This is a genomic window from Bacillus sp. LBG-1-113 (assembly GCF_020708615.1).
Taxonomy (GTDB): domain Bacteria; phylum Bacillota; class Bacilli; order Bacillales; family Bacillaceae; genus Bacillus; species Bacillus mojavensis.
Window position 1 is genome coordinate 62,162 of sequence record NZ_JAJFDG010000007.1, and the last position, 22,987, is coordinate 85,148.

At 45.4% G+C, this 22,987-nt stretch carries 21 protein-coding genes and 1 pseudogene; 15 read left to right on the plus strand and 7 right to left on the minus strand.

All coding sequences use genetic code 11. The annotated features are described in order from the left end of the window. Nucleotides 1-96 precede the first annotated feature (96 nt). From purT to LJF29_RS16065, 11 genes and pseudogenes are all read left to right on the plus strand, one after another. Nucleotides 97-1,251, plus strand: coding sequence for a phosphoribosylglycinamide formyltransferase 2 (gene purT, locus LJF29_RS16015; protein ID WP_229149595.1), 1,155 nt, complete (start codon nt 97-99; stop codon nt 1,249-1,251). 150 nt (nt 1,252-1,401) lie between these two features. Then, nucleotides 1,402-2,340: a trypsin-like serine peptidase gene (locus LJF29_RS16020; protein WP_229149597.1), complete on the plus strand. Its 939-nt coding sequence runs from the start codon at nt 1,402-1,404 to the stop codon at nt 2,338-2,340. Further along, nucleotides 2,303-2,707, plus strand: coding sequence for a DUF2606 family protein (locus LJF29_RS16025; RefSeq protein WP_229149598.1), 405 nt, complete (start codon nt 2,303-2,305; stop codon nt 2,705-2,707). The genes LJF29_RS16020 and LJF29_RS16025 overlap by 38 nt, the downstream gene beginning before the upstream one ends. Nucleotides 2,708-2,880: 173 nt before the next feature. Beyond that, a complete protein-coding gene (locus LJF29_RS16030; RefSeq protein WP_229149600.1) occupies nt 2,881-3,777 on the plus strand; it encodes an alpha/beta fold hydrolase in 897 nt (298 codons plus the stop codon). Nucleotides 3,778-3,964: 187 nt separating this feature from the next. After that, nucleotides 3,965-4,504: a CDP-diacylglycerol--serine O-phosphatidyltransferase gene (gene pssA, locus LJF29_RS16035; RefSeq protein ID WP_010332863.1), complete on the plus strand. Its 540-nt coding sequence runs from the start codon at nt 3,965-3,967 to the stop codon at nt 4,502-4,504. Then, complete coding sequence (locus tag LJF29_RS16040) at nt 4,495-4,983, plus strand: DedA family protein (protein WP_229149602.1); 489 nt, start codon at nt 4,495-4,497, stop codon at nt 4,981-4,983. Before pssA ends, LJF29_RS16040 begins: the two co-directional genes overlap by 10 nt. Continuing rightward, nucleotides 4,976-5,767, plus strand: a complete 792-nt coding sequence (locus LJF29_RS16045; RefSeq protein ID WP_229149604.1) for a phosphatidylserine decarboxylase — start codon at nt 4,976-4,978, stop codon at nt 5,765-5,767. Before LJF29_RS16040 ends, LJF29_RS16045 begins: the two co-directional genes overlap by 8 nt. 57 nt (nt 5,768-5,824) lie before the next feature. Next, complete coding sequence (locus tag LJF29_RS16050) at nt 5,825-6,100, plus strand: hypothetical protein (RefSeq protein WP_229149605.1); 276 nt, start codon at nt 5,825-5,827, stop codon at nt 6,098-6,100. 116 nt (nt 6,101-6,216) lie between these two features. Beyond that, nucleotides 6,217-7,530, plus strand: coding sequence for an erythromycin esterase family protein (locus tag LJF29_RS16055; RefSeq protein ID WP_420709707.1), 1,314 nt, complete (start codon nt 6,217-6,219; stop codon nt 7,528-7,530). Nucleotides 7,531-7,644: 114 nt separating this feature from the next. Next, a pseudogene (locus tag LJF29_RS16060) lies at nt 7,645-8,526 on the plus strand (helix-turn-helix domain-containing protein). 214 nt (nt 8,527-8,740) lie between these two features. Beyond that, nucleotides 8,741-9,709: a rhodanese-related sulfurtransferase gene (locus tag LJF29_RS16065; RefSeq protein WP_010332869.1), complete on the plus strand. Its 969-nt coding sequence runs from the start codon at nt 8,741-8,743 to the stop codon at nt 9,707-9,709. A gap of 38 nt (nt 9,710-9,747) precedes the next feature. Here the strand turns inward: LJF29_RS16065 and gltP are convergent, their stop codons facing one another. The 3 genes from gltP to nagB all read right to left on the minus strand — a co-directional run bounded on the left by gltP (nt 9,748) and on the right by nagB (nt 13,798). Then, entirely contained in the window at nt 9,748-10,992 is a 1,245-nt protein-coding gene (gltP, locus tag LJF29_RS16070) for a glutamate-aspartate/proton symporter GltP (protein ID WP_229149608.1), read from the minus strand. Between the two features lie 139 nt (nt 10,993-11,131). After that, entirely contained in the window at nt 11,132-13,027 is a 1,896-nt protein-coding gene (gene ptsG, locus LJF29_RS16075; protein WP_229149610.1) for a glucose-specific PTS transporter subunit IIBC, read from the minus strand. A gap of 12 nt (nt 13,028-13,039) precedes the next feature. After that, entirely contained in the window at nt 13,040-13,798 is a 759-nt protein-coding gene (nagB, locus tag LJF29_RS16080) for a glucosamine-6-phosphate deaminase (RefSeq protein WP_229149612.1), read from the minus strand. Nucleotides 13,799-14,016: 218 nt separating this feature from the next. On the opposite strand from nagB, the gene gamR reads away from it, so the two are divergent. The 3 genes from gamR (at nt 14,017) to LJF29_RS16095 (ending at nt 16,363) form a co-directional block, all read left to right on the plus strand. Next, the gene (gene gamR / locus LJF29_RS16085) at nt 14,017-14,724 is read left to right on the plus strand and encodes a transcriptional regulator GamR (RefSeq protein ID WP_010332873.1); all 708 of its coding nucleotides are present in this window, start codon (nt 14,017-14,019) and stop codon (nt 14,722-14,724) included. A 60-nt stretch (nt 14,725-14,784) separates the two neighbouring features. After that, nucleotides 14,785-15,060, plus strand: a complete 276-nt coding sequence (locus LJF29_RS16090) for a DUF1648 domain-containing protein (protein WP_229149614.1) — start codon at nt 14,785-14,787, stop codon at nt 15,058-15,060. Nucleotides 15,061-15,295: 235 nt separating this feature from the next. Continuing rightward, on the plus strand, nt 15,296-16,363 hold the full coding sequence (locus tag LJF29_RS16095; RefSeq protein WP_168746842.1) for a branched-chain amino acid aminotransferase: 1,068 nt from the start codon (nt 15,296-15,298) through the stop codon (nt 16,361-16,363). A 35-nt stretch (nt 16,364-16,398) separates the two neighbouring features. Here the strand turns inward: LJF29_RS16095 and mmuP are convergent, their stop codons facing one another. The 4 genes from mmuP to LJF29_RS16115 all read right to left on the minus strand — a co-directional run bounded on the left by mmuP (nt 16,399) and on the right by LJF29_RS16115 (nt 21,449). Continuing rightward, nucleotides 16,399-17,811 carry an S-methylmethionine permease gene (gene mmuP, locus LJF29_RS16100; RefSeq protein WP_010332876.1) on the minus strand — a complete coding sequence of 471 codons (1,413 nt, stop codon included), beginning with the start codon at nt 17,809-17,811 and terminating at the stop codon, nt 16,399-16,401. Nucleotides 17,812-17,933: 122 nt separating this feature from the next. Beyond that, complete coding sequence (gene mmuM, locus LJF29_RS16105; protein WP_229149615.1) at nt 17,934-18,881, minus strand: homocysteine S-methyltransferase; 948 nt, start codon at nt 18,879-18,881, stop codon at nt 17,934-17,936. Between the two features lie 126 nt (nt 18,882-19,007). Continuing rightward, on the minus strand, nt 19,008-20,444 hold the full coding sequence (locus LJF29_RS16110; RefSeq protein ID WP_024120080.1) for an alanine/glycine:cation symporter family protein: 1,437 nt from the start codon (nt 20,442-20,444) through the stop codon (nt 19,008-19,010). Between the two features lie 21 nt (nt 20,445-20,465). Beyond that, entirely contained in the window at nt 20,466-21,449 is a 984-nt protein-coding gene (locus tag LJF29_RS16115; RefSeq protein ID WP_229149616.1) for a glutaminase, read from the minus strand. Nucleotides 21,450-21,750: 301 nt separating this feature from the next. On the opposite strand from LJF29_RS16115, the gene LJF29_RS16120 reads away from it, so the two are divergent. Beyond that, on the plus strand, nt 21,751-22,983 hold the full coding sequence (locus LJF29_RS16120; protein WP_229149730.1) for an ATP-binding protein: 1,233 nt from the start codon (nt 21,751-21,753) through the stop codon (nt 22,981-22,983). Nucleotides 22,984-22,987 lie beyond the last annotated feature (4 nt).

A 22,987-nucleotide genomic window follows, 5' to 3' on the forward strand; every position in this document is an offset into this window, starting at 1 on the left:
AAAATAAGGGTTTTCTTATTTTAGCTTTTTTATTGCGAAATTTATTTTTTGAATATTTCAGTTATAATGGTTTTTGAACAGATAGGAGGGGCAAAGATGTATCAATCAAAGAAGGTTTTATTGTTAGGCTCAGGTGAACTGGGGAAAGAGGTTGTGATTGAAGCCCAGCGTCTTGGGGTAGAGACGGTGGCGGTAGACAGCTACGAGCATGCTCCGGCGATGCAGGTGGCGCATAAAAGCTATGTCACTGACATGCTGGATCGTGAGCAGATCAGACACATTATTGAGAAAGAAAAACCTGATTTGATTGTGCCTGAGGTTGAGGCGATCGCCACGGATGAATTGCTGAAGCTTGAAGAGGAAGGGTTTCACGTGATCCCAAATGCGCGTGCTGCGAAGCTGACGATGGACCGGGAAGGCATCAGGCGGCTTGCGGCTGAAACGCTCGGGCTTGCGACGGCAGGCTATGAATTTGCGAATACATATGAAGAATTTGGACAGGCTGCAGCTCATATCGGCTTCCCTTGTGTCGTCAAACCGTTGATGAGTTCTTCGGGAAAAGGCCAAAGCGTCTGCCGCTCTGAAGCGGATTTGGAGAGCTGCTGGGAGACGGCGATGGAAGGCGGACGCGTGAAGAACGGACGCGTGATCGTCGAGGAGTTTATCCCGTTTGAATCAGAAATTACACTCTTAACTGTGCGTGCAGTGAACGGAACGGTATTTTGTGCGCCGATTGGCCATGTGCAAAAGGATGGAGACTATATCGAATCGTGGCAGCCGCATCATATGACAGAGCAGCAAATTGAAGAGGCGAAGCATATTGCGAAAGCCATTACGGATGAGCTTGGCGGGTACGGTCTGTTTGGCGTTGAGCTTTTCCTTGCGAAAGACAAGGTGTATTTCAGTGAGGTGTCTCCTCGACCGCATGATACAGGTCTTGTGACGCTGGTGACGCAAAATTTGTCAGAATTCGCGCTGCATGTACGGGCGATTCTCGGCTTTCCGATTACAGAAATCACACAGCTTTCTCCAGGCGCCAGCCGGCCCCTCAAAGCACCGGAAGAGTCAGCGGACTACACTGTTGAAGGTTTGGAAAACGCGCTGGCAGTGCCAAAGACACAAGTGCGCGTGTTTGGAAAGCCGATAACGAAGGTCGGACGCCGTATGGCGGTTGCGCTTTCTGCGGCTGACACCGTTGAAAAAGCGCGAGAAAACGCGAAGAAAGCGCTGGATCAACTATCGATTCAATAGAAATGAAATGGGCGGGCCTTGTCTTGATACATGCCCCGCTTTTTTTATCATCACATCCAAAAATTTTATCATAAGAATCGGATTCCTGATTATAATGTAAAAGTCTTCCAACGAAAGGCTGGTTGACATAAAAGGAGGGGGATGACTAAAATGAGAGTAGTCTCAAGATTCAGAAAAAAATGTTTTGCAGGTTTTACGATTTTGTGTTTGGCAACGGCAGCGGCGGTATCTTTCGGAACGCCGGCAGAAGCGGCGGAGAACCCGCAAACCTCTGTCTCCAATACGGGAAAGGAAGCTGAAGTCAGTAATAACCAGACGTCGAAAGCGGAATTGGTTTCTGATCCTTATGAAGGAACCGGAAAAACAAGCAAAACATTACACGAACTCATAGAATCAGAAAAAAACATTAAATCCTTAAAGCCTTCAAGTGTAATCGGATCTGATGAACGCGTCAGAATCTCAGGCACTACGTCATTTCCTTACAGAGCAACGGTTCAGCTATCTATCAAATATCCCAATACCTCAAGCACTTATGGGTGCACAGGCTTTTTAGTAAACCCGAATACTGTGGTAACAGCCGGACATTGTGTGTACAGCAAGGATCACGGGTGGGCTTCTTCGATAACTGCTGCGCCGGGCCGCAATGGTTCATCGTATCCATACGGCACTTATTCCGGCACGATGTTTTACTCCGTTAAAGGATGGACGGAAAGCAAAGATACCAATTATGATTACGGTGCAATAAAACTAAATGGTTCTCCTGGCAACACGGTTGGCTGGTATGGGTATAGAACAACAAACAGCAGCAGCCCCGTCGGCCTCTCTACATCAGTTACAGGATATCCGTGTGACAAGACTTTCGGCACCATGTGGTCTGATACAAAGCCGATTCGCTCTGCGGAAACGTATAAGCTGACCTATACAACTGATACGTACGGCTGCCAAAGCGGCTCGCCTGTTTACCGCAATTATAGTGATACGGGGCAGACGGCCATTGCAATTCATACCAACGGAGGATCGTCATATAACTTGGGAACAAGGGTGACGAATGATGTATTCAATAATATTCAATATTGGGCAAATCAATAAATACGGCAAACTGGCCGTTTTCATTTCTATTTTATTTTTATGCGGATGCAGCTCTCAGGCGCATTCAGATTCTGCTTTGAAAGAAACAACGATCCCTGTGACCCTTCATGTGGAAGACGATGCCGGGTTACCGATGGAAGGCGTTCAAGTGACAATTGTCAAAGCGCCGGCATCAGATCAGGAGCCGAATACAGAGATCGGTGAGATTCTCGGTTTAACAGACAAAAACGGAGACATCACATGGGATACCGGCAAAAAGGGTGACTATTCCATCGCTTTGACGAAAAATGAAACGTCTGTGACGCATCAAGTGTCATTAACAAAGGACAAAAAAGATAAAGTTATTCCATTAGTCTTTAAAGAGTAGACGGTTTTCCTTCAAGTTTAGGAAGAGCGTCTTTTTTTATTAATCTTCGTATACGATCAAACTATATACTGGAAAATTGTTATATGAGATAATAAGAATGGGTATTTTTTCTTACAAGAAAGGGCAGTCTCCTTTCTCTATTTATAAATGAAAGTCGGAGGAAAAAGAAAAAGATGAAACAGGATTCAATGCAGCTTGCCGCGGCTGAAGGCGGTACATGCTTTTACCAGGCTTATGATGAAAGCCTTTCTTTGTGGCCGATTGATTCGGAAGCTTTCTATGTTTCTACTCGTTTCGGAAAAACACATATCATGGCAAGTGGGCCAAAGGACGCACCTTCGCTTGTACTGCTTCACGGAGGGCTCTTCAGCTCTGTCATGTGGTATCCGAATATCGCCGAGTGGAGCGGTCAATATCGTACATATGCAGTCGATATAATAGGAGACAAAAATAAAAGTATACCATCAGCCTCTCTGAATACGAGAGCTGATTGCGTTCATTGGCTGAAAGATGTTTTTGATTCACTTGGACTTAAGACAGCACATCTGGCCGGATTTTCCCTTGGCGGGCTTCATACAGTAAATTTTCTGCTTGATATGCCTGAAAGAGTGGAGAGGGCAGTGGTCATCAGTCCTGCTGAAGCGTTTATATCATTTCATCCGGATGTCTATAAATATGCCGCGGGCCTTAGTGAGCCGAACGGGGCTGATGCTTACATCAAGTGGCTGACGGCCGGCCGCTATCAGCTTCATCCCAAGCTGCAAAAGCAGATCAAGGCTGGAGTCAAGTGGCAGGATGAGAAAAGAAGCCTGACACCGAAAGAAAATGGCTTTCCCTACGTGTTCACAGACGCGGAGTTAAAGTCAATCACGGTTCCGATACTGCTGATGTTCGGCGAGCATGAAGTGATGTACCATCAGCAAATGGCTTTAGAAAGAGCTTCTGTATTAGTCGCGGGGATTCAGACGGAAATGGTCAAGAACGCGGGACACCTGTTACCTCTGGAGCAGCCGGACTATGTCAATAAACGTGTAATGTCATTTTTAGGCGAAAATGAAATGAGTACATAAATTGAAAAGACTGGCATTCATTGTTCAAAAGGTAACAAATGTTGTATAATAATAGAATTTGAGTGCTGCTTTTTTTCTGGCAGTCTATGTTATCATGTTTAATAGAGAGATTTTTCCTGTAACGCTGATTCGATATATAACGTCGTGTTGATATAAGGTTTTTTTCAATTGGAGGTTTGGTTACACTGTGAATTATATACCCAGTATGATTACGATAGGAAACTTTATTTGCGGGCTTTTGGCGGTTCATTCTTTAATATTTCACAACATCCATTCAGCAGTGATTTTCATTTTTACCGGCATGTTTCTCGATTTCTTCGATGGAATGGCTGCTCGTAAGCTGAATGCTGTATCTGATATGGGGAAAGAACTGGATTCATTTGCGGATCTGGTTACATTTGGTGTGGCGCCATCCATGCTTGCCTACAGTGTCGCTTTATATGCTCTGCCCTTTATCGGGATACTATGCGCGCTGGCTTACAGTATTTGCGGAATGCTTCGGCTCTCTAAATTTAATGTTGAACAAAGCAAGCTTCCGACGTTTATCGGAATGCCGATTCCATTTGCGGCAATGTGTCTCGTCATTTTATGCTTTGTGAATAACCCGATCCTGCTGGCGCTCGGCACATGCGGACTGTCTTATCTCATGGTGAGCAAAGTGAAATTTCCTCATTTTAAAAAACACGCAGCAGAAGCAGAAAATCTGGAGTCCGAAAGATGGAATTAGTGCAGCAGCTGATAGCGGATTATGGTTATCTCGCTATTTTTTTGATGCTTGTTCTTGGGATTATAGGATTGCCGATACCCGACGAAGTCATGATGACAATCGTCGGTTATTTTACGCACATTGATGTGCTGAATTATGAGCTTGCCATTTTTATCAGCTTTGTCGGAGCCCTGTTAGGCATGATGATCAGCTACTTAATCGGCAGAAAGGCCGGGCGTCCGTTTATCGATAAGTATGGCAAATGGGTCGGTTTGAAGGAAAAAAGAATGCTGAAAGTAGAAAAATGGATGAAAAAATACGGACCGTATTCTCTTATATTAGGTTATTTTATTCCAGGCGTCCGGCATGTGACGTGTTACTTTTCGGGAATCGGCAAAATGGAGCTGAAAACGTATATTGCATATGCAGCGATCGGCGCCTTTTTGTGGTGCTTTGTTTTTATTACAATCGGAAGGGTGATAGGGATTATTCATGTTTAATACGGCTGTAAAGATTCTGTACCGATCATTGATAGAACTGACGAACCATCGATTATCATCCTGCCTGATCAAAGGATTTTGTGAATCGAAAATCAGTAAGCCGGTCATTCCGCTCTTCTCTAAACACTTTCAGATTAACTGGAATGATGTAGACGGAACGGCCGCTGAGTACGGTTCGCTTTCCGAATTGTTTATTCGGAATATTAATTTGGAGCGGCGCCCTGTTTCAAATGAGGCGCATGCTGTGGTCAGCCCCGTTGACGGTGTGGTTCAGACGATAGGAACAATCAATCATAATCAAACCTTTACGGTAAAGGGAAAAGACTATTCATTCGCTGAATTGACCGGCTGTAAAAGTGCTGATCATCAATACAACGGTGGATATTTCGTTGTGCTGTATTTAAGCCCGCGGCATTACCACCGCTTTCATTCGCCGATCAGCTGCACATATCAAAAGCTGGCAGAACTCGGAAACCGTTCATACCCGGTGAATCAGTTTGGGTTAAAATACGGAAAAGATGTACTGTCGAAAAATTACCGAGTTGTTTATGGGTTGAATAGCGGCCATCGAAACGTGCTGATGATTCCTGTCGGCGCGATGAATATTAACTCAATCGTGCAGACCAGCACAAGTGATCAATTGAAGATCGGCGAGGAGCTGGGGTACTTTTCATTTGGTTCAACCGTCATTTTGATCTTTGAAAAAGACGCGTTCCAGCCTTCCGCTGATTTAACAGAAGGCCAAGAAGTCCAAGTCGGGCAATTGATAGGTTATGGAGAGTAAAGAAGAGGAGCTCGCAAATGAAAGCGGCGCCTCTTTTTTTGAAGAAAGGTGAGAGTGATGGAAAAACAAATCGTCAGCTGGATCACACATTATCAGCAAACCGGAGATGGAGCGGCTCTTCACAAGGTGCAGGAAGCGTGCTGGCCGATTGTTGAAATAGTTTTGCAAGAGGCGGCAAGTAATGCAGAGCAAGTGAACGATTTGCGCCACAAAGGATTGGAGCGGTTTCCATTCATCATCAGCAAATACCAAACGGATGTGCAGCTTCCAATTGAGACGTTTTTGAGAAATACATACCGATTTTATTTTCATCAGGCGATGAAAGACTCTTAAAAAACGGCTTCTTTTATAACTGAAAAGGAAACTTTTTCTATATCTATCTCGTAACTACTAGAGAACCTAACAGAAAAGGGGAGATAGATTTGAAACGTAAGTTAATAAAAATAACCATGCCGCTGCTGATCGTCTGTCTGGCGTTTTCTTCTTTTGCGGCGCCCGCCCGTGCTGCTTCTGAAGAAAAACATTGGGATCGCTGGATTGAACGGAATGCCCATCCACTGGATTCTTCCGATGCTTCAAACAAAGATCTGCGATTTCTGAAGAAAGTGCTGAAAGGAAAACGAATCGTTCAGTTAGGAGAAACCACACATGGCTCAGGTGAGATGAACGCAACAAAGGTTCGCATGATCAAATACCTCCACGAAGAACTGGGATATGATGTACTGGCCTTTGAGTCTGGCTTTCCCGAAGCAAATGCATCCTACCTTCACATGGATCAATTAACCCCGAAGAGCATAATGAAAAATTCCATTTACCCCGTATGGCACACAGAAGATGTGATTGAACTGTTTGATTATATGAAAGAGCAAAAAGAGAAAGGCGATCCGCTTATTCTCACTGGATTTGATATTCAAAGCCTCAAGAATTCATTCAACAGTGCTGCGAATCAATGGGTAAAGGCGGTGGACCCTGAAAAAGCCGAGCTGCTTTCCCAATCAGAACATGATTTTTTCAGCTTAGTGTCAAACAGCAAAACGCTGGAAGAATTTACGCAAAAGAAGGAAGCGCTTGTGAAAAACTACCGGGAGCTGATCAAGTTCGCTGAAACACATGCTTCAACGCTAAAAGCGCACCTTCCGAAAGAGCCGAAAGCTTATGAGATCTTTGTGCATTCCCTTCAGCTGAGAATTGACGTAATGGAAACATACATGCTGGAAGAAATGAAAGAAAAGCTATTGGAGTATCCGGAGAATGTGGAGGATTTTTCATTCTTTATGAGAGACCGCATGATGGCTGAACAATTTCAGTGGGTTGCGGAAACGCTTTATCCAAAAGAGAAGATCATTGTCTGGGGTCACAATTACCATCTTCGCAAACAGAATACCAAAATGATAAAGGACTGGGTACAGCTAAACGGACCTAACATGGGTGATTATTTGCCTGAGCGGCTGAAAAAACAGACCTATACCATTGGAATCTATGCGTACTCTGGAGCCAGTCTGGATAGCTCCGATAATAAGACCGTTAATCCAGTAACAAGTCCGCCGCCGGCTGGAAGTCTCGAAGACTTGCTGAAAGCTGCGAACCATCCATCGGTCTTTGTTGATTTTCTTCATACCAAAAAAAGCAAAGGAACTTCATGGATGTATACGCCGCGTACAGCGCTGTATTGGGGTTTCATGGAGGAGCAAATGATATTGAAGGAACAATATGACGGTGTGATTTGGCTGGAGCATATAACGCCTTCTGTTATTATAAAGTGAGGAAAGAAGATCCCCTGTGTAAACACACAGGGGATTTTTACATATCGCAAACATAATCAAAACTTTTAAGGCGGGATCTTTTATTCTGAAACAGAAAGGAGATTAAATTGTCCCATGTATTATGAAAAAGCTGTTCAGCAAACCATTGATTGGCTTGAATCACATTTGCATGAGCCGATATCTGGCAAGGATATTGTAAACGTTTCAGGCTTTTCTAAAATTCATTTTCATCGGATTTTTCAAAAAGAAGTTGGCATGTCGGTTGTTTCTTATATTCGTTTAAGACGTCTTGCGAATGCAGCAGCTGCTTTGCTTTATACAGATGTTCGCATTATCGACATTGCCTTGCATTATCAGTTTGAATCTCAAGAGGCGTTTACCCGGGCCTTTAAAAAAATGTATCACATGCCGCCGGGAGCATACCGAACATTTATGAAACGTTTTACTGCAAAAAAGGAGGAATCTTGGATGGAGAAAAAAATGAGGGGTTGGGTATTAAGCGGCAGTCATCCATTTCAATTTGAAATGGGGGTTGATCGGGAAAATGTGCATCAGGGCAAGGCGTCGGGGTATTTAAAGTCAACAATGGTTCAGGAGGTCGGGGAATTTGCGACAATGATGCAGCAATTTAAGGCGGACCGTTATCTCGGGAAATGATTGCGTTTATCGTGTTTTATCAAAACAAAAGGCGTAAAGCATTTCGCGTCGCTTTGGATGCGGGTGGACAGTGCGGCTGAAGATGTTCTTCAATTTGATAATATGAGCAACAGACCAATAACAGGAACAACCAATTGGAATCATTACACTATTGTATTAGATGTTCCTGAAAATAGTGCTGTCATTTCATTCGGCGTTCAGCTATCGGGACCAGGCCACGTGTGGATGGATCATGTTGTTTTTGAAGAGGTAGACGAGAGCGTTCCTTCAACAAATCTTGAAATGCCGGGAGAGCTTTTAAATGAGCCTGTTAATTTATCGTTTGAGGAAGAATTATAAGTGTAGTTATCTGAAAAATACATGATATTTTTATTAGTAAATGAATGGAAAATACTATAGTTTTTCCGCGAACCCACTCGCTGCCTGGGTTTGTAAGAGTTTGGATATTTTTATCAGTCTGGGCGGATGTGTTCATCTTTGAGATGTTTTCCTGTATGATATAGTAAGAGTGTGCATAACAACTAACTATATCATTGAACAGGGTGTTTATATCATGGAAAAACAATACAGAGTATTACTTTACTATAAATATGTTCCGATTGAAGAGCCGGAGGTGTTTAGAGAGCAGCATCTGGCTTTTTGTAAGGAGCTTGGTTTGTTAGGCCGTATTCTTGTATCAGCTGAAGGGATTAACGGTACGGTATCAGGTACGTTTGAGCAGACTGAACAATATATGCAAGCGATGAAAGCTGATCCACGATTTGCGGATATGGTGTTCAAGATTGATGAAGAAGAAAATCATGCGTTCAAGAAAATGTTCGTCCGTCATAAAAAAGAGCTTGTGACGCTTCGCCTTGAGGATGATGTGGACCCGAATGAAACAACAGGAAAGCACTTGAAGCCTAAAGAATTCTTTGAAAAGATGCAGGATCCTGATACAGTCGTCCTCGATGCGCGTAATGATTATGAGTATGATCTCGGCCATTTTAGAGGAGCTGTCCGTCCTGATATCGAGGCGTTCCGTGAATTGCCAGAGTGGATCGAAGAAAATAAAGAGATGCTGGAAGGCAAAAAGATTTTGACATACTGCACGGGAGGCGTGCGCTGTGAAAAATTCTCAGGCTGGCTGATGAAGCAAGGCTTTGAAGATGTATCACAGCTTGACGGCGGAATCGTCACATACGGAAAAGATCCTGAGGTGCAAGGAAAGCTTTGGGACGGCCAATGCTACGTATTCGATGAAAGAATCAGCGTGCCGGTCAACCGTGTCGAGCATGTCATTGTCGGGAAAGACTACTTTACGGGTGAACCGTGTGAACGGTATGTCAACTGTGCAAATCCATCATGCAATAAGAAAATCATATGTACACCGGAAAATGAGTACAAATATATGCGCAGCTGCAGCCACGAATGCCGCACGAACCCAAGAAACTTATATGCACAAGAACACAATATGACGGCGGAAGAAGTTAGCGCCAGACTTGCAGCGATTGAAAAAGAAGAGCACGCTGCTGCTGAATAATATGGAAAGAACACCTCTCATGCAGAGGTGTTCTTTTTTTACATGCTTTCTGTTTGTCCGTTTGCGGCGGCCCATTCTTTTTGGCGGAAGGCCTTTTCCCATTTAGAAACCACGATGCAGGCGACCGCGTGTCCCGGCACATTCACACCTGTTCGGGCCATATCCATGATGCGGTCCACGCCCGCAATAATGGCGACGCCTTCAGCAGGCAGCCCCACAGCGTTTGCAGTCGCCAAAAGAACGACAAGGGAGCCCGACGGAACAGCGGCGATGCCTTTGCTGGTCATGACAAGCACAAGCATCATGAGAAGCTGCTGTGACAGCGTCATGTCTACATTGAAGGCCTGTGCCAAGAAAATACAGGAAACCGATAAGTATAGGCTTGATCCGTCACAATTCAGCGATAAGCCGGAGGGAACGACAAATGATACCACCCGTTTCGGACAGCCGTATTTCTCCATTCGATCCATAAGCTGAGGAAGAATGGTTTCGGTGCTGGTTGTGGAAAACGCAATCAGAAACAGATCCCATATCATTTTCAGCACTTCAAAATACTTAAAGTGAAAAATGAGACCAACAAGCGGAAAGAGGACAAAGAGGATCAGAAACAGACCAAGAAAAACAGTACCGACTAATTTAAACATGGGGAGGAGGAGTTCGATGCCATATTGGCCTACAGAGGCGGCCATCAAGGCAAGCACACCGATAGGAGCGGTCACCATGACGATTTGCGTCAGTTTAAACATAATCTGAGCGACTGATTCAAAAAAATTCATCACTGGTTCAGAGGCTTTGCCGATACCAGCAGCGGCAACACCAAATAAAATCGCAAAGAAAATGACAGCGAGTAAATCATTTCTGGCCATGACATCAATAATGTTTGTCGGGATAATATCGAGGATCATTTGTTTGATATCCACGACTTTCTCTGTATAGCCGGAAAGCTCATGAATATCTTTTTTCGCTAAGTGAGAAAGGTCCAGCCCGACGCCTGGCTTTAAGACATTTGCCAATAAAAGTCCCAGGCCCAGCACCAAAGTGGTGATCACTTCAAACCAGATTATGGTCTTTACGCCGAGGCTGCCCATCTTTTTCATACTTCCGCTTCCAGCAGCTCCAATGACAATGGTAGAAAATACAATCGGCACGACAATCATTTTAATCAGGCGGATAAACCCGTCACCGACAGGCCTGAGCGCCATTCCGAAATCAGGAAAAAAGTGGCCGATCATAGCGCCGATAGCCAATGCGATTAAAATTTGAAACGCGATAAATTTTTTCAAATGAATCCCCCTTTAGAATGATATGATGAGGCTTATTCATACCATTCGTGAATCAAATGCAAACCCCTTTTTTAAAAATTTATTTTGACAGCGCTTTCATTATGTTGGCTAAAAAGTCCCCCGCATCAGGGGGACTTTTTTACTTCATGTTCATACGGTTCATCTCTTCCTCAGATACATTTGTGAAAATAATAGGCGTTATGGCGGAAGCGGCATGCTGCTTAATGTCATTCAAATCAAAGGTTAGAAGCAGTTCGCCTTGTTTGACGGTTTGGCCGCTCGTGACATGAGCTTCAAAGCCTTTACCGTTCAGCTTCACCGTATCAATGCCGACATGAATCAATATTTCCGTGCCGCCAGCGCTTGTAAAGCCAATGGCGTGCTTTGTCGGAAATATGGATACAATCTCGCCGTCAGCGGGGGCAACGACTTTTCCTTCTGTAGGATCAATCGCAAAACCCTCACCCATCATTTTTTCTGAAAACACTGGGTCAGGCACGTCGGATAGGGAGAGTATTTCACCTTGTACCGGATAGATAAAAGACTCTTCGGCAGGAGGCTCCTGCTGGGTCGGGGCTTCAGCATCAAGCGTCGCGGCGGTAGACGGGATGCCTCCAGCCATAATTGTTTTGATATCGTCTTTTAAAGCATCTGACTTTGTGCCGAAAATCGCTTGGAAGTTGTTGTTCACTTCTAGCACACCTACCGCCCCAAGCTGTTTTAGTTCGTCCTTGTTCACTTGGCTTGGCTGATGAACGGTGACACGCAGCCTTGTAATACATGCGTCGAGGTTGGCGATATTTTGCTGGCCGCCCAGCGCCTGCAATACGTGGAAGGCGAGCTGGTCTTTTGAAACAGGAGATTTGCTTTCACTTTGATCACCTTCATCTGCTTCACGGCCGGGTGTTTTCAGATTCCATTTCAAAATCGCATAACGGAACAAATAGTAATAAATGAAGGCGAAGACGACCCCGACAGGAATGACGACCCAGCCATTTGTCGAAAGCCCGTAATTCAGCACATAGTCAATTCCTCCGCCCGAGAAGGTGTAGCCGTGACGGACATGGAGTAGATCACACACGACAAAGATGACACCGGCAAGAATAGAGTTTATTAAATAAAGCACAGGCGCGACGAACAAGAAAGCAAATTCAACTGGCTCGGTAATTCCAGTGAGCATAGACGTAAGCGCTGCTGAAATCATGACGCCGGAAATCATTTTCTTTTTTTCGGGCCGCGCGGTATGGATGATGGCAAGCGCGATTGCCGGCAGACAGAAAATCATGTAAGGGAAATCCCCCATCATAAAACGTCCCGCAGTCGGGTCTCCTGCGAAGAACCTTGTCAGGTCGCCGGTTACGGTATTGCCTGTTGATGGATCTGTGTATTCCCCCATCATAAAATAGAAAGGTGTATAAAAAATATGATGCAGTCCAAAAGGAATCAGTAAGCGATAGATTGTTGCATAAAAGAACAGGCCGACCGTTGAATCGGCAATTAAGCTGCTGGCGGCGTTTATTCCGTTCTGAATTAGCGGCCAAACAAATGAGAAAATAACGCCGATGACCAATGAGCTGACCGAAGTAATAATCGGGACAAATCGTTTTCCTGAGAAAAATCCAAGGACGGGATGCAGCTCTATTGATGAAAAACGCTTGTACAAAAATGCGGCAAGCAGCCCGATGATAATGCCGCCGAATACACCCATATCAATCAGATGCTCGGCCCCTTCATAAGGAGGCTGAAGGCCGAGTAATTTTCCCATGTTATCCAGGGTGACGGTTAAAATCAAGTATCCGATGACAGCGGCAAGTCCGGCCACTCCTTCGCCGCCAGCTAAACCAATCGCGACACCCACGGCGAAAATCAGCGGCAGGTTATCGAATACAACGCCGCCCGCATCCTTTATAATAGGAATGTTCAGTAAATCCTTGTCACCGAAACGGAGCAGCAGACCGGCTGCCGGGAGGACGGCAACCGGAGTCATCAAAGCGCGGCCAAGCTGTTGCAGAATTTGAAATGCCTTTTTAAACATAACAGTCTCCTTCTATTTGTTTGATAAGTATGATAAGTTCTTCAGTTTTTGAGCTGCTTTTGGATCGGCGATAACGGTAACGTGATTGTGTTGTTGAAGAATCGAGGCTGGTACCTCCGGTGTCACAGGGCCTTCAGCCATTTTTTGGATCGCGTCCGCTTTTTCCTCGCCATTTGCTAATAACACAATGTGTTTGCTGAATTCCATGATCGTTTTGATGCCCATTGAAACGGCAAGTCTCGGCACAAGGACAGGATCGCCGCCGAAAAATCTGGCATTTGCCTGTATCGTACTTTCAGACAGCCTGACGATTCGTGTCCGCTCCTCAAAATCAGAGCCGGGTTCATTAAAACCAATATGGCCATTCGAGCCGATGCCAAGGATTTGCACATCAATGCCTCCCGCCTGGCGGATAAGCTCCTCATACACTTTGCACTCAGCCTCAAGCTGCGGGTTGTCTCCTTGCGGGATATGAATATGGTCAGGCTGAACATTGATATGCTGAAAAAGATGCTCGTGCATAAATTTGTTATAACTTTGTGGATGAGATGGAGAGAGGCCCGCGTATTCATCTAAATTAAATGTTATAACCTTTGAAAAATCAATTTCGCCTGCCTGATAGTCTGAAATCAGTTGCTTGTACAAGCCGACCGGCGTGCTTCCTGTTGCTAGGCCGAGAACGGCATCTTTCTTAGCCTGCACACATTCCTTAATAATGACAGCGCTTAACTTACAGAGATCTTCATAATGATCAGCAACGATGATCTTCATCTGACACCCCCTCAATGAAATAGACAAGCATCATATTTGTTATGATCAATGTATGATATTTGTCATTACGAATTTAGCACCGTTTTTATAAAATTGTCAACGTTATTTTCTGAAAATTTGTTACAAAAAATAATACAAATCTTTCAAAATAGGAAAGCAGATGGTATTATGGTTTCATTCAAAAAAGATCGGTTTACATACAGAATGGGGAGGATGAAATGGCAGCTTTATATTCTGTTATCAAATTTAAAATCATTGAATTAATTAAGTCGGGCAAATATCAGGCGAATGATCAGCTGCCGACAGAGAGTGAGTTTTGCGAACAATATGATGTCAGCAGAACAACTGTAAGGCTGGCTTTGCAGCAACTTGAGCTTGAAGGATATATTCAGAGAATCCAGGGAAAAGGGACTTTTGTATCGGCAGCTAAAATCCAAACGCCGATTCCGCATAAGATTACGAGTTTTGCAGAACAAATGAGGGGGCTGCGTTCTGAGTCAAAAGTGCTTGAACTTGTGGTGATCCCTGCTGACCATTCCATAGCCGAGCTGCTGAAAATGAAAGAGAATGAGCCTGTCAACAAGCTTGTCAGAGTCAGATACGCCGAGGGTGAACCTTTGCAATACCATACCTCATATATACCTTGGAAAGCGGCACCGGGATTGGTGCAGGAAGAGTGCACCGGATCTCTGTTTGAATTATTAAGAACAAAATACAATATCGAAATCAGCAGGGGTACGGAATCGATAGAACCGATTTTAACGGATGAAACGATCAGCGGACACCTGTTAACCAATGTTGGAGCGCCTGCGTTTTTATCGGAATCCCTCACCTATGATAAAAATGAAGAAGTAGTAGAATATGCTCAAATTATTACAAGAGGAGACCGAACGAAATTCACCGTAGAACAGTCATATCAATCGTAAAGCAATGGGAGATAAAGAACGGTTTATTGTTTTAGGAATGTGATGAGGAGGAATGGTTCTATGTTTCTATTGATGAATGAAAAAGTGGTGTGGGGGTCTGTCATTGCGGCTGTCATACTCTCTATGGTCTTTTATCCATTTCTTCCGGCAGATATGCCGATTCATTATGATGCAACGAACAGCCCGGATTCGACGGTCAATAAGCTGGCTGGAACAGCTATCTTGCCGGCCTTGATGATTGTTTTTGCAATGGCGCGGAAGGTCAACTGGCAGTTAGGGATCGCGGTTTATATTCTGCTGATTTGTCATGCTGTCATTTTGTTTTTAGCAGTTTAACGAAAACAGCCGGAAAAATCTCTGGCTGTTTTTTCTTTAACTTCACCTTCATCTTACACGAAATGTAGTGTATAATAGCCGAAGACGATAGAGAATATTCTGACATTTATAATTGAGCCCTCTTATATCAAATAAGAACGGAAAACCGCCTGTAAAAAAAGAATGGCATTACCGATCTGCAGCTCAAAATTGACAGAAAATTTAAACAAATTCATTTGGAAAGGTGTGCTTATCAGTGAACAAGCTTATTGAACGAGAGAAAATCACATCAAAGAAGGAAAAACCAGACCCATCATCCTTAGGGTTCGGCAAATATTTTACAGATTATATGTTTGTGATGGATTATGAGGAGGAAAAGGGCTGGCATCATCCTAGACTTACTCCTTATGCACCGATTATGCTCGATCCGTCTTCTTCTGTTTTTCATTACGGCCAGGCTGTCTTTGAAGGCTTGAAGGCATACAGAACTGAAGATGGCAGGGTGCTGCTGTTCAGGCCGGAGCAAAATATCAAAAGGCTGAACAGATCATGTCAGCGAATGAGTATGCCTCCTCTAGACGAAGAGCTGGTGCTGGAGGCACTGACGCAATTGGTCGAGCTGGAAAAAGAGTGGGTCCCAAGGGAAAAGGGAACGTCGCTGTATATTCGTCCGTTTGTTATTGCCACCGAACCGAGTCTCGGTGTAAAGGCGTCAAAAAACTATACATTTATGATCGTGCTTTCGCCTGTCGGCTCTTACTATGGCGATCAGCTGCAGCCGATTAACATCTATGTGGAAGATGAGTTTGTGCGGGCAGTCAATGGCGGAGTCGGAAATGCCAAAACGTCAGGAAATTACGCGGCTAGCCTTCAGGCGCAGCAGAAGGCGAATGAATTAGGCTATGATCAGGTGCTGTGGCTGGATGCCATTGAAAAGAAATACGCGGAAGAGGTAGGGAGCATGAATATCTTTTTCGTCATAAATGGAGAGGTTGTGACTCCTGCATTAAGCGGAAGCATTTTGAGCGGGATTACACGAGCTTCTGCTATTGAACTGATCCGAAGCTGGGGCATTCCGGTCCGGGAAGAAAAGATATCGATCGATGATATTTATGCAGCCTCCGCACGAGGGGAATTGACAGAGGTATTCGGCACAGGTACGGCTGCAGTTGTTACGCCTGTCGGCGAACTCAATATCCATGGAAGAACGGTGATTGTGAACGACAGGCAAATAGGAGAAATTTCAAAAAAGCTATATCAAACGATAACTGACATTCAGCTTGGAAAAGTGAAAGATCCGTTTCATTGGACAGTGGAAGTATGAGGATAGAAAAAGAACCTGCCTTGGGGCAGGTTCTTTTATTTTGAATGGGTCATATCGGCGGCCGGACGGCTTTTGCGGTTTTTCGCGTAATACACCGCATAGCAGATGGCCATAAACGGCACACCGCAATATAACGCGATTCTTTGATTCGGATCAAAGGCAATGCCAATTACGGATGCCAGACATAAAAGAAATGCGGCAATCGGCACAAATGGGTACCAAGGCGTTCGGTATTTCAAATCCGTGACCTTGTTTCCCGCTTCCAGATAACGTTTTCTGAACATGAATTGAGAAGCGGCGATGCCCATCCAAACGACAACGACGGCAAAGCCGGAAATCGACACGAGTATAACGTACACCGTGTCTGGCGCAAATACGCTGGACAGCAATGACAGGATGCCGCCGATCATGCTGAACACCAGCGCGTTTAACGGAATTCCCTTTGATGTCAGCTTTGCAAATGTTGGGTGAAGCGTCTGTTCTTTTGACAGTGACCAAAGCATACGGGACGATGCGTAAAGTCCGGAATTAGCGGCCGACAGGATGGCTGTCAGAATGACAAAGTTCATGATGTCAGCTGCGTACGGTACACCGACTCTGTCAAAGACTGCAACGAATGGGCTTTTGATAACGCCCGCTTCTTGAATCGGAATCAGCCCTGAGAGTACAAAAATGGTTCCGATAAAGAAGAGTGAGAGACGCCAGACCGTTGTTTTAATCGCTTTTGGTATGGTCTTGTCGGGATCGACGCTTTCTCCCGCGGCAATTCCGATCAGCTCAGTTCCTGAGAAGGCAAAGTTGACAGACAGCATGGTCATGAAAATGGGGACAAATCCATTCGGAAAGAGCCCGCCTTCCGCTGTGAAGTTTGACAGCATCGGAGCGGCGCCCCCGTCTTTGATCGGGATGATGCCGAACATTGCGGAGCCGCCTAAAAGAATAAATAATACGATGGCTAATACTTTAATGCTGGAAAACCAAAACTCTGATTCAGCGAAAAACTTGACCGAAAACGCGTTCAGCAGGAAAATCAACAAAGCAAAAACGGCGCTCCACATCCAAACAGACGTATCGGGGAACCAGCGCTGCATCAACAGGCCTGCCGCTGTGAATTCAGATCCCAATGCAACGGCCCATGTGAGCCAGTACAGCCAAGCGACCGTAAAACCTGTGCCCGGTCCTATGTATGTTGCTGCATAGGTATGAAACGCGCCTGTCACTGGCATGGCTACAGACAATTCGCCAAGGCACAGCATGACCAAATAGACAATTCCCGCGCCGACTAAGTACGCAAGTATGGTTCCGGCAGGGCCTGCCTGCTGAATGGTATAGCCTGAGCTTAAGAACAGACCGGTTCCAATGACGCCTCCTAATGAAAGCATAAAGAGGTGTCTGCTTTTCATACTTCTCTGAAAGTTTGTCTCATTCTTGTTGTGAGCGGGTTTCATCTTTTTCCAACTTTCTATACGGCGATTTGATGTCTTCCTAATAAAAAATCTCATGTCAGCGGGGGACACGAGATTCCGGCAAGCCGGCTTTTAAGTTAGAATATACAAACTATTCCGATAAGTCAAGTGGTTTTTAAAGTCCGGGCCCAGCCGGCGATTTCTTTAATATCCTCCGGTTTTGTCCGGCAGCAGCCGCCGATCAGCTTTGCTCCGTTTTCAAACCAGATGCGCGCGCTTTGTCCGTAAGGCTCGCCGCATGCTGCGCCGTTCCACGTTTTGGTGATCGGATCATACTGTTCGCCTGAATTCGGATAGACGATAATCGGTTTAGATGTGTTCTTCTTTAGCTCAGCTATTAATGAAGGGATATGCTGAAGCGGAGTGCAGTTGATGCCAACCGCCGCCGCTTGGCTGTGCTGATCAAGCCATGACGCACAGTCAGCGGCAGGGGTTCCGTCACTGATATGCAGACCGTCTTTTGCGCTGAAGCTGAACCACGCATATGTGTCAGGAAATTCTTTCAGCAGGCGGACAATTGCTTTTGCCTCAGTGAGACAAGGAATCGTTTCACATGCCAAAACATCCGCACCGGCGTCAATCAGGGCTTTCATGCGGGGGCGGTGAAATTCAGCCAGCTCTTCCTCAGAGATTCCGTAGTTTCCTCGATACTCGGAGCCATCCGCAAGATAGGCGCCATACGGGCCGACAGAGGCCGCAACGATCGGTTTTGGCCGATTCAAACGGTTTTCTTTCTGTGCCCAAAATTCATCACGGGCTTCGGCCGCGATGCTGACGGACATCTGGATAAGCCGGTGGGCTTCCGCTTCGCTGAGCCCGCGTGCGGCAAAGCCTTCAAACGTAGACTGATAGCTGGCGGTGATCGCACAGTCGGCGCCTGCAGCGAAGTAATCGGCATGAACTTGTTTGATCAGCTCCGGCTGCTCCATCAGGATTTTTGCCGACCAGAGACTGTCATTCAAGTCGCAGCCTTTGCGTTCAAGCTCGGTTGCCATCGCGCCGTCTAACACGATAAGCGGGTATGTATCTAATAGATGCTGAATTGGATTCATAGGCTGTTCGGACCCTTCTTTCTGATTTTTTGAAAAGATATGAAAATGGTAAAGGACGTCTTAACGTTTGTCAATCAACCGAAAGATAAAAGGTGTTCAGATTCCATTGATCTGAACACCTTCTGATTACGATATTTGTTTGTTATGAGGATCAGCAGAAGTTTCTGAAAGCTCCCAGCATTCAATCCGCTCATGATCTTTTATGACATCTTTATAAAAAACAGGGTCTTTGCCCGCTTTTTTCTGCCGGGTATAGTCCTGGAGAGCCGCAAAAACCACCTTCGATAATAAGAAAATGGCGATTAAGTTGACGACGACCATCAAGCCCATAAACAAATCGGCCAAATCCCATACAAGCTGCACCTTGGCCACACAGCCAAACACGATCATTGCAAGCACGCCGATGCGATAGACGAATATCAGTTTTTTGCTTTTGTTCAAAAAGCCGATATTGGTTTCGCCGTAATAATAGTTGCCGATCAAGGCACAGAATCCGAATAAGAGGATCAGGATGGCGAGAAAGCCTGATGCCCATGGTCCGATATGGGAGCTGAGAGAGGCTTGAGTTAAGGCGATTCCGCTCAGTCCCGGGGTATGATAGGCGTCTGAAAACAGGATGATAAAGGCCGTGCTTGTACAAATGACCAGCGTATCAGTCAGCACACCAAATGCCTGGATCAGCCCCTGTTTTACAGGATGGCTTGTCGTCGCGGTGGCAGCGGCATTCGGTGCGCTTCCCATTCCCGCTTCGTTTGAAAAAATCCCCCGTCTGACACCCTGCATTAAAGCCGCTCCCAAAGCGCCGCCGGCCGCCTGGTCAAATCCAAACGCGTTTTTGACAATTAGCGCAAAAACGGCAGGTAGCTGGGTGATGTTTGTGAGAATCACGAAAAAAGCGACTCCGATATACAGGACAGCCAAAACAACAACAATATATTCAGCCAGTTTTGCGATGCGTTTGACTCCGCCAAAGATAATTGTTCCAAACACAGCAATTAAAATGAGTCCAAGTGTCAGGCGGTTTGTGCCGAACGCGTTTTCAAACGCGAGACTGACCGTATTTGATTGAACCGAGTTAAAGACAATACCGAACGACAGCGTGATTAAAACGGCGAACAAGGCGCCCATCCATCTTTTGTTCAGTCCTTTTTCCATATAATAAGCAGGACCGCCGCGGAAGCCGTTTGCATCTTTCACCTTATAAATTTGAGCCAGTGTACTTTCGACAAAGCTTGACGCTGACCCGATAATGGCAATAATCCACATCCAGAAAATCGCACCGGGCCCGCCCAGCGCAATCGCAATGGCAATACCCGTAATGTTTCCGGTGCCGACACGGGCTGCCATGCTGATACAAAACGCTTGAAACGGAGAGATGCTGTTTTTAGAGCGGGATGCAGCGCCTTCCTTTAACACCCTGACCATTTCCTTCAGCATGCGAACCTGTAAAAATTTAAGCCTGAACGTAAAATAGATTCCCAGAGAAAGAAGCAATACAATTAATAGCTTTGACCACAAAAAATCATTTGCGAAACCGACGATATGTTCCAGGAATTGCTGCATACAATCACCTCGTTTTTTATTTTAAAAAATGCTGAGTTCCCACTCCTGTGCGATGTGCTTCAGCAGCATGCCGCCAGTCAGGCTGTTGCCGTATTCATCAATCGCAGGCCCGTAAATGCCGATGCCGCATCCGTTTTGGAAAGGCTGCTCTCTTCTGGCGCTTGGGGGAACCAGCGCCATGATGCCGCCAGAGACACCGCTTTTGGCCGGCACCCCGACAAATGCCGCATATTTGCCGGAGGCGTTGTACATGCCGCATGTCAGCATTAAAGCCTTGGCGAGCTTTGCTACATCTTTCGGGATCACCTGCTGGCGGTGAATCGGGTGATAACCGTCATGAGCAAGGATAAGGCCGATCAATGCAATGTCTTCTGTCGTGCCTTCCATGGCGCATTGCTTCAGGTACACCTCGAGCGTTTCTTCCACATCGGCTTCTAAAAAGTTTGTCTCTTTTAAGTAGTAGGCCAGTGCCCTGTTGCGGTGGGCCGTTTCCCATTCAGACCGGAAAACTTCCTCATGTATTCTGGGCCGTTTCCCTATTACTGTTTCAATGACAGAGTACAGATACTCCAGCCTATCGCGGGCTGTCTCTCCCGGAAGAAGCGAGGCAATTGTAATGGCGCCCGCGTTAATCATGGGGTTAAACGGTTTTCCGGGCTTGTGCATTTCGAGACGGATGATTGAATTAAAGGCGTCACCTGTCGGCTCGACATCGACACGGTCAAGCACATAGGGAATGCCGCGGCTTATACACGCAGCGATAAAGCTGATGACTTTTGAAATGCTTTGCAGGGTAAAAGGGACGTTCCAATCGCCGGCATGTATCATTGCTCCATTAGGCTCCAATATACAAATGCCGAGCTGTGAGTCATTGACATTTCCTAACGCGGGGATATAATTTGCGCTTTGTCCATTGGCGGCAAAGGGGCGGTAATGTTCTACCCATTCATACAGCTGCGACGCCAGGTTCTTTTCTTCCGGGCGTTCTTTTATCAGTTCTTTCATCAAATTCCTCCTATCTGTTTGAGCTATTTGGGACTGAGGCGGAGTATAATCGAAGACAGACGAGGCGTTAAACGCTTTCATGAGTGCGGAAAGGTATCATAACTGTATAATAGAGACTACAGAATCATACAAAATACGACAAAAAATTTTCGAAAATAAGCCGTTGGTTTTATAAAAAGCTTACATACTGGGTCGAAAGAAATTTGCAGGTTTTTTGTCCTTTCCTCAAAATAAAAATGAGGATGTGATCATAATTAAACTGGAACGTTTTTTTGAGAAAGACGCATATATACTGGCGCTCATGCTGATTACTGTGCCGCTTGCAGGCGAACTGAAATTTTATCCCCTCAATGAAGAGTTCCGAATCAGCTTCGGCGCGCCGGCTTTTTTCTTTTTCTTAGTGCTGCTGCGGCATGTGTCCGCTGTATTGCCGGGGTTTTTGACTGGAACATCGGTTTTCGTATTTCGTGTCTTATTGGAATTATGGGACGGAAGACACGCTGGACTGATTCCAATCCTGTATGATCAAGCGTCAGGCTTTTTCTTTTACATGACGTTTGCATGTCTGTTTTATGTATTGCGGGCGAACCGCTATCGTGATCGGCCGGTTATGCTCGGTTTTTACGGATTTATGATTGAAATTGCTTCCGATAGCGTCGAGCTGGTTGTTCAGTTTCTTATTTTTCATACAGTGGTGACGCCTGAAAAAATAACGGATATCGCGGTCGTTGCGATTTCTCATACATTTATTGTGATCAGCTTTTTTAACGTAATGAAGCTGTATGAAACGCAGTCCAGAGAAAAGCAGACAAGGCGGCAAAATGAGCACATGCTGATGATTGTGTCGAATTTATATGAAGAAACAGTGCATTTAAAAAAGACGCTGAAAACGACAGAGCACGTGACAAACGAATCCTATCAGCTCCACCGGGAAGTGAAGGGCAAGGACGATCAGCTCGGCGGCAGGATTCTAAGGCTGGCAGGAGAAATTCATGAAGTGAAAAAGGACAACCAGAGGATATATGCCGGGCTTTCGAAACTGATTTCCAATGAAAGTTTTAAAGATTATATGAATGCCTCGGATCTTTTCCGGCTTGTTATTCGAATGAATGAAAAGTACGCTGAATCATTGGGCAAACAGATCAATTTTCATTGTTCATTAGAGGGGGAACACGATGATTATCATGTATTTATCGTTCTTTCTATCATTAATAATTTGACGGCAAACGCGGTGGAGGCAATGGGGGATGAGGGAACGGTCAGCCTGAGGCTCCGAAAGCCAGATGAGAGTATGATAGAATTTCAGGTGGAAGACAATGGTCCCGGCATTTCGGAGAAAATAGGAGATATTGTGTTTGATCCGGGCTTTACCTCAACGTATGACGAGTTTGGCACGCCTTCAACCGGAATTGGGCTTTCCTACGTCAAGGAAATCGTGACAGAGCTTGAGGGAAACATCAAGTTTCACAACCAGCAGCAAGGAGTGGTCTTTACCATCAGGCTGCCTGCCAGGCATTTGATTCAGAAAGGATGAACAG

Coding starts and splice junctions, on each gene's coding strand:
- LJF29_RS16115 (WP_229149616.1), bottom strand. CDS start 21,449: ATGAAAGAACTGATAAAAGAACGCCCGGAAGAAAAGAACCTGGCGTCG.
- LJF29_RS16030 (WP_229149600.1), top strand. CDS start 2,881: ATGAAACAGGATTCAATGCAGCTTGCCGCGGCTGAAGGCGGTACATGC.
- purT (WP_229149595.1), top strand. CDS start 97: ATGTATCAATCAAAGAAGGTTTTATTGTTAGGCTCAGGTGAACTGGGG.
- LJF29_RS16040 (WP_229149602.1), top strand. CDS start 4,495: ATGGAATTAGTGCAGCAGCTGATAGCGGATTATGGTTATCTCGCTATT.
- nagB (WP_229149612.1), bottom strand. CDS start 13,798: ATGAAGATCATCGTTGCTGATCATTATGAAGATCTCTGTAAGTTAAGC.
- LJF29_RS16020 (WP_229149597.1), top strand. CDS start 1,402: ATGAGAGTAGTCTCAAGATTCAGAAAAAAATGTTTTGCAGGTTTTACG.
- ptsG (WP_229149610.1), bottom strand. CDS start 13,027: ATGTTTAAAAAGGCATTTCAAATTCTGCAACAGCTTGGCCGCGCTTTG.
- LJF29_RS16055 (WP_420709707.1), top strand. CDS start 6,217: ATGCCGCTGCTGATCGTCTGTCTGGCGTTTTCTTCTTTTGCGGCGCCC.
- LJF29_RS16120 (WP_229149730.1), top strand. CDS start 21,751: ATGCTGATTACTGTGCCGCTTGCAGGCGAACTGAAATTTTATCCCCTC.
- LJF29_RS16025 (WP_229149598.1), top strand. CDS start 2,303: ATGTATTCAATAATATTCAATATTGGGCAAATCAATAAATACGGCAAA.
- mmuP (WP_010332876.1), bottom strand. CDS start 17,811: ATGAAACCCGCTCACAACAAGAATGAGACAAACTTTCAGAGAAGTATG.
- LJF29_RS16110 (WP_024120080.1), bottom strand. CDS start 20,444: ATGCAGCAATTCCTGGAACATATCGTCGGTTTCGCAAATGATTTTTTG.
- mmuM (WP_229149615.1), bottom strand. CDS start 18,881: ATGAATCCAATTCAGCATCTATTAGATACATACCCGCTTATCGTGTTA.
- LJF29_RS16090 (WP_229149614.1), top strand. CDS start 14,785: ATGTTTCTATTGATGAATGAAAAAGTGGTGTGGGGGTCTGTCATTGCG.
- LJF29_RS16050 (WP_229149605.1), top strand. CDS start 5,825: ATGGAAAAACAAATCGTCAGCTGGATCACACATTATCAGCAAACCGGA.
- LJF29_RS16045 (WP_229149604.1), top strand. CDS start 4,976: ATGTTTAATACGGCTGTAAAGATTCTGTACCGATCATTGATAGAACTG.
- LJF29_RS16065 (WP_010332869.1), top strand. CDS start 8,741: ATGGAAAAACAATACAGAGTATTACTTTACTATAAATATGTTCCGATT.
- gamR (WP_010332873.1), top strand. CDS start 14,017: ATGGCAGCTTTATATTCTGTTATCAAATTTAAAATCATTGAATTAATT.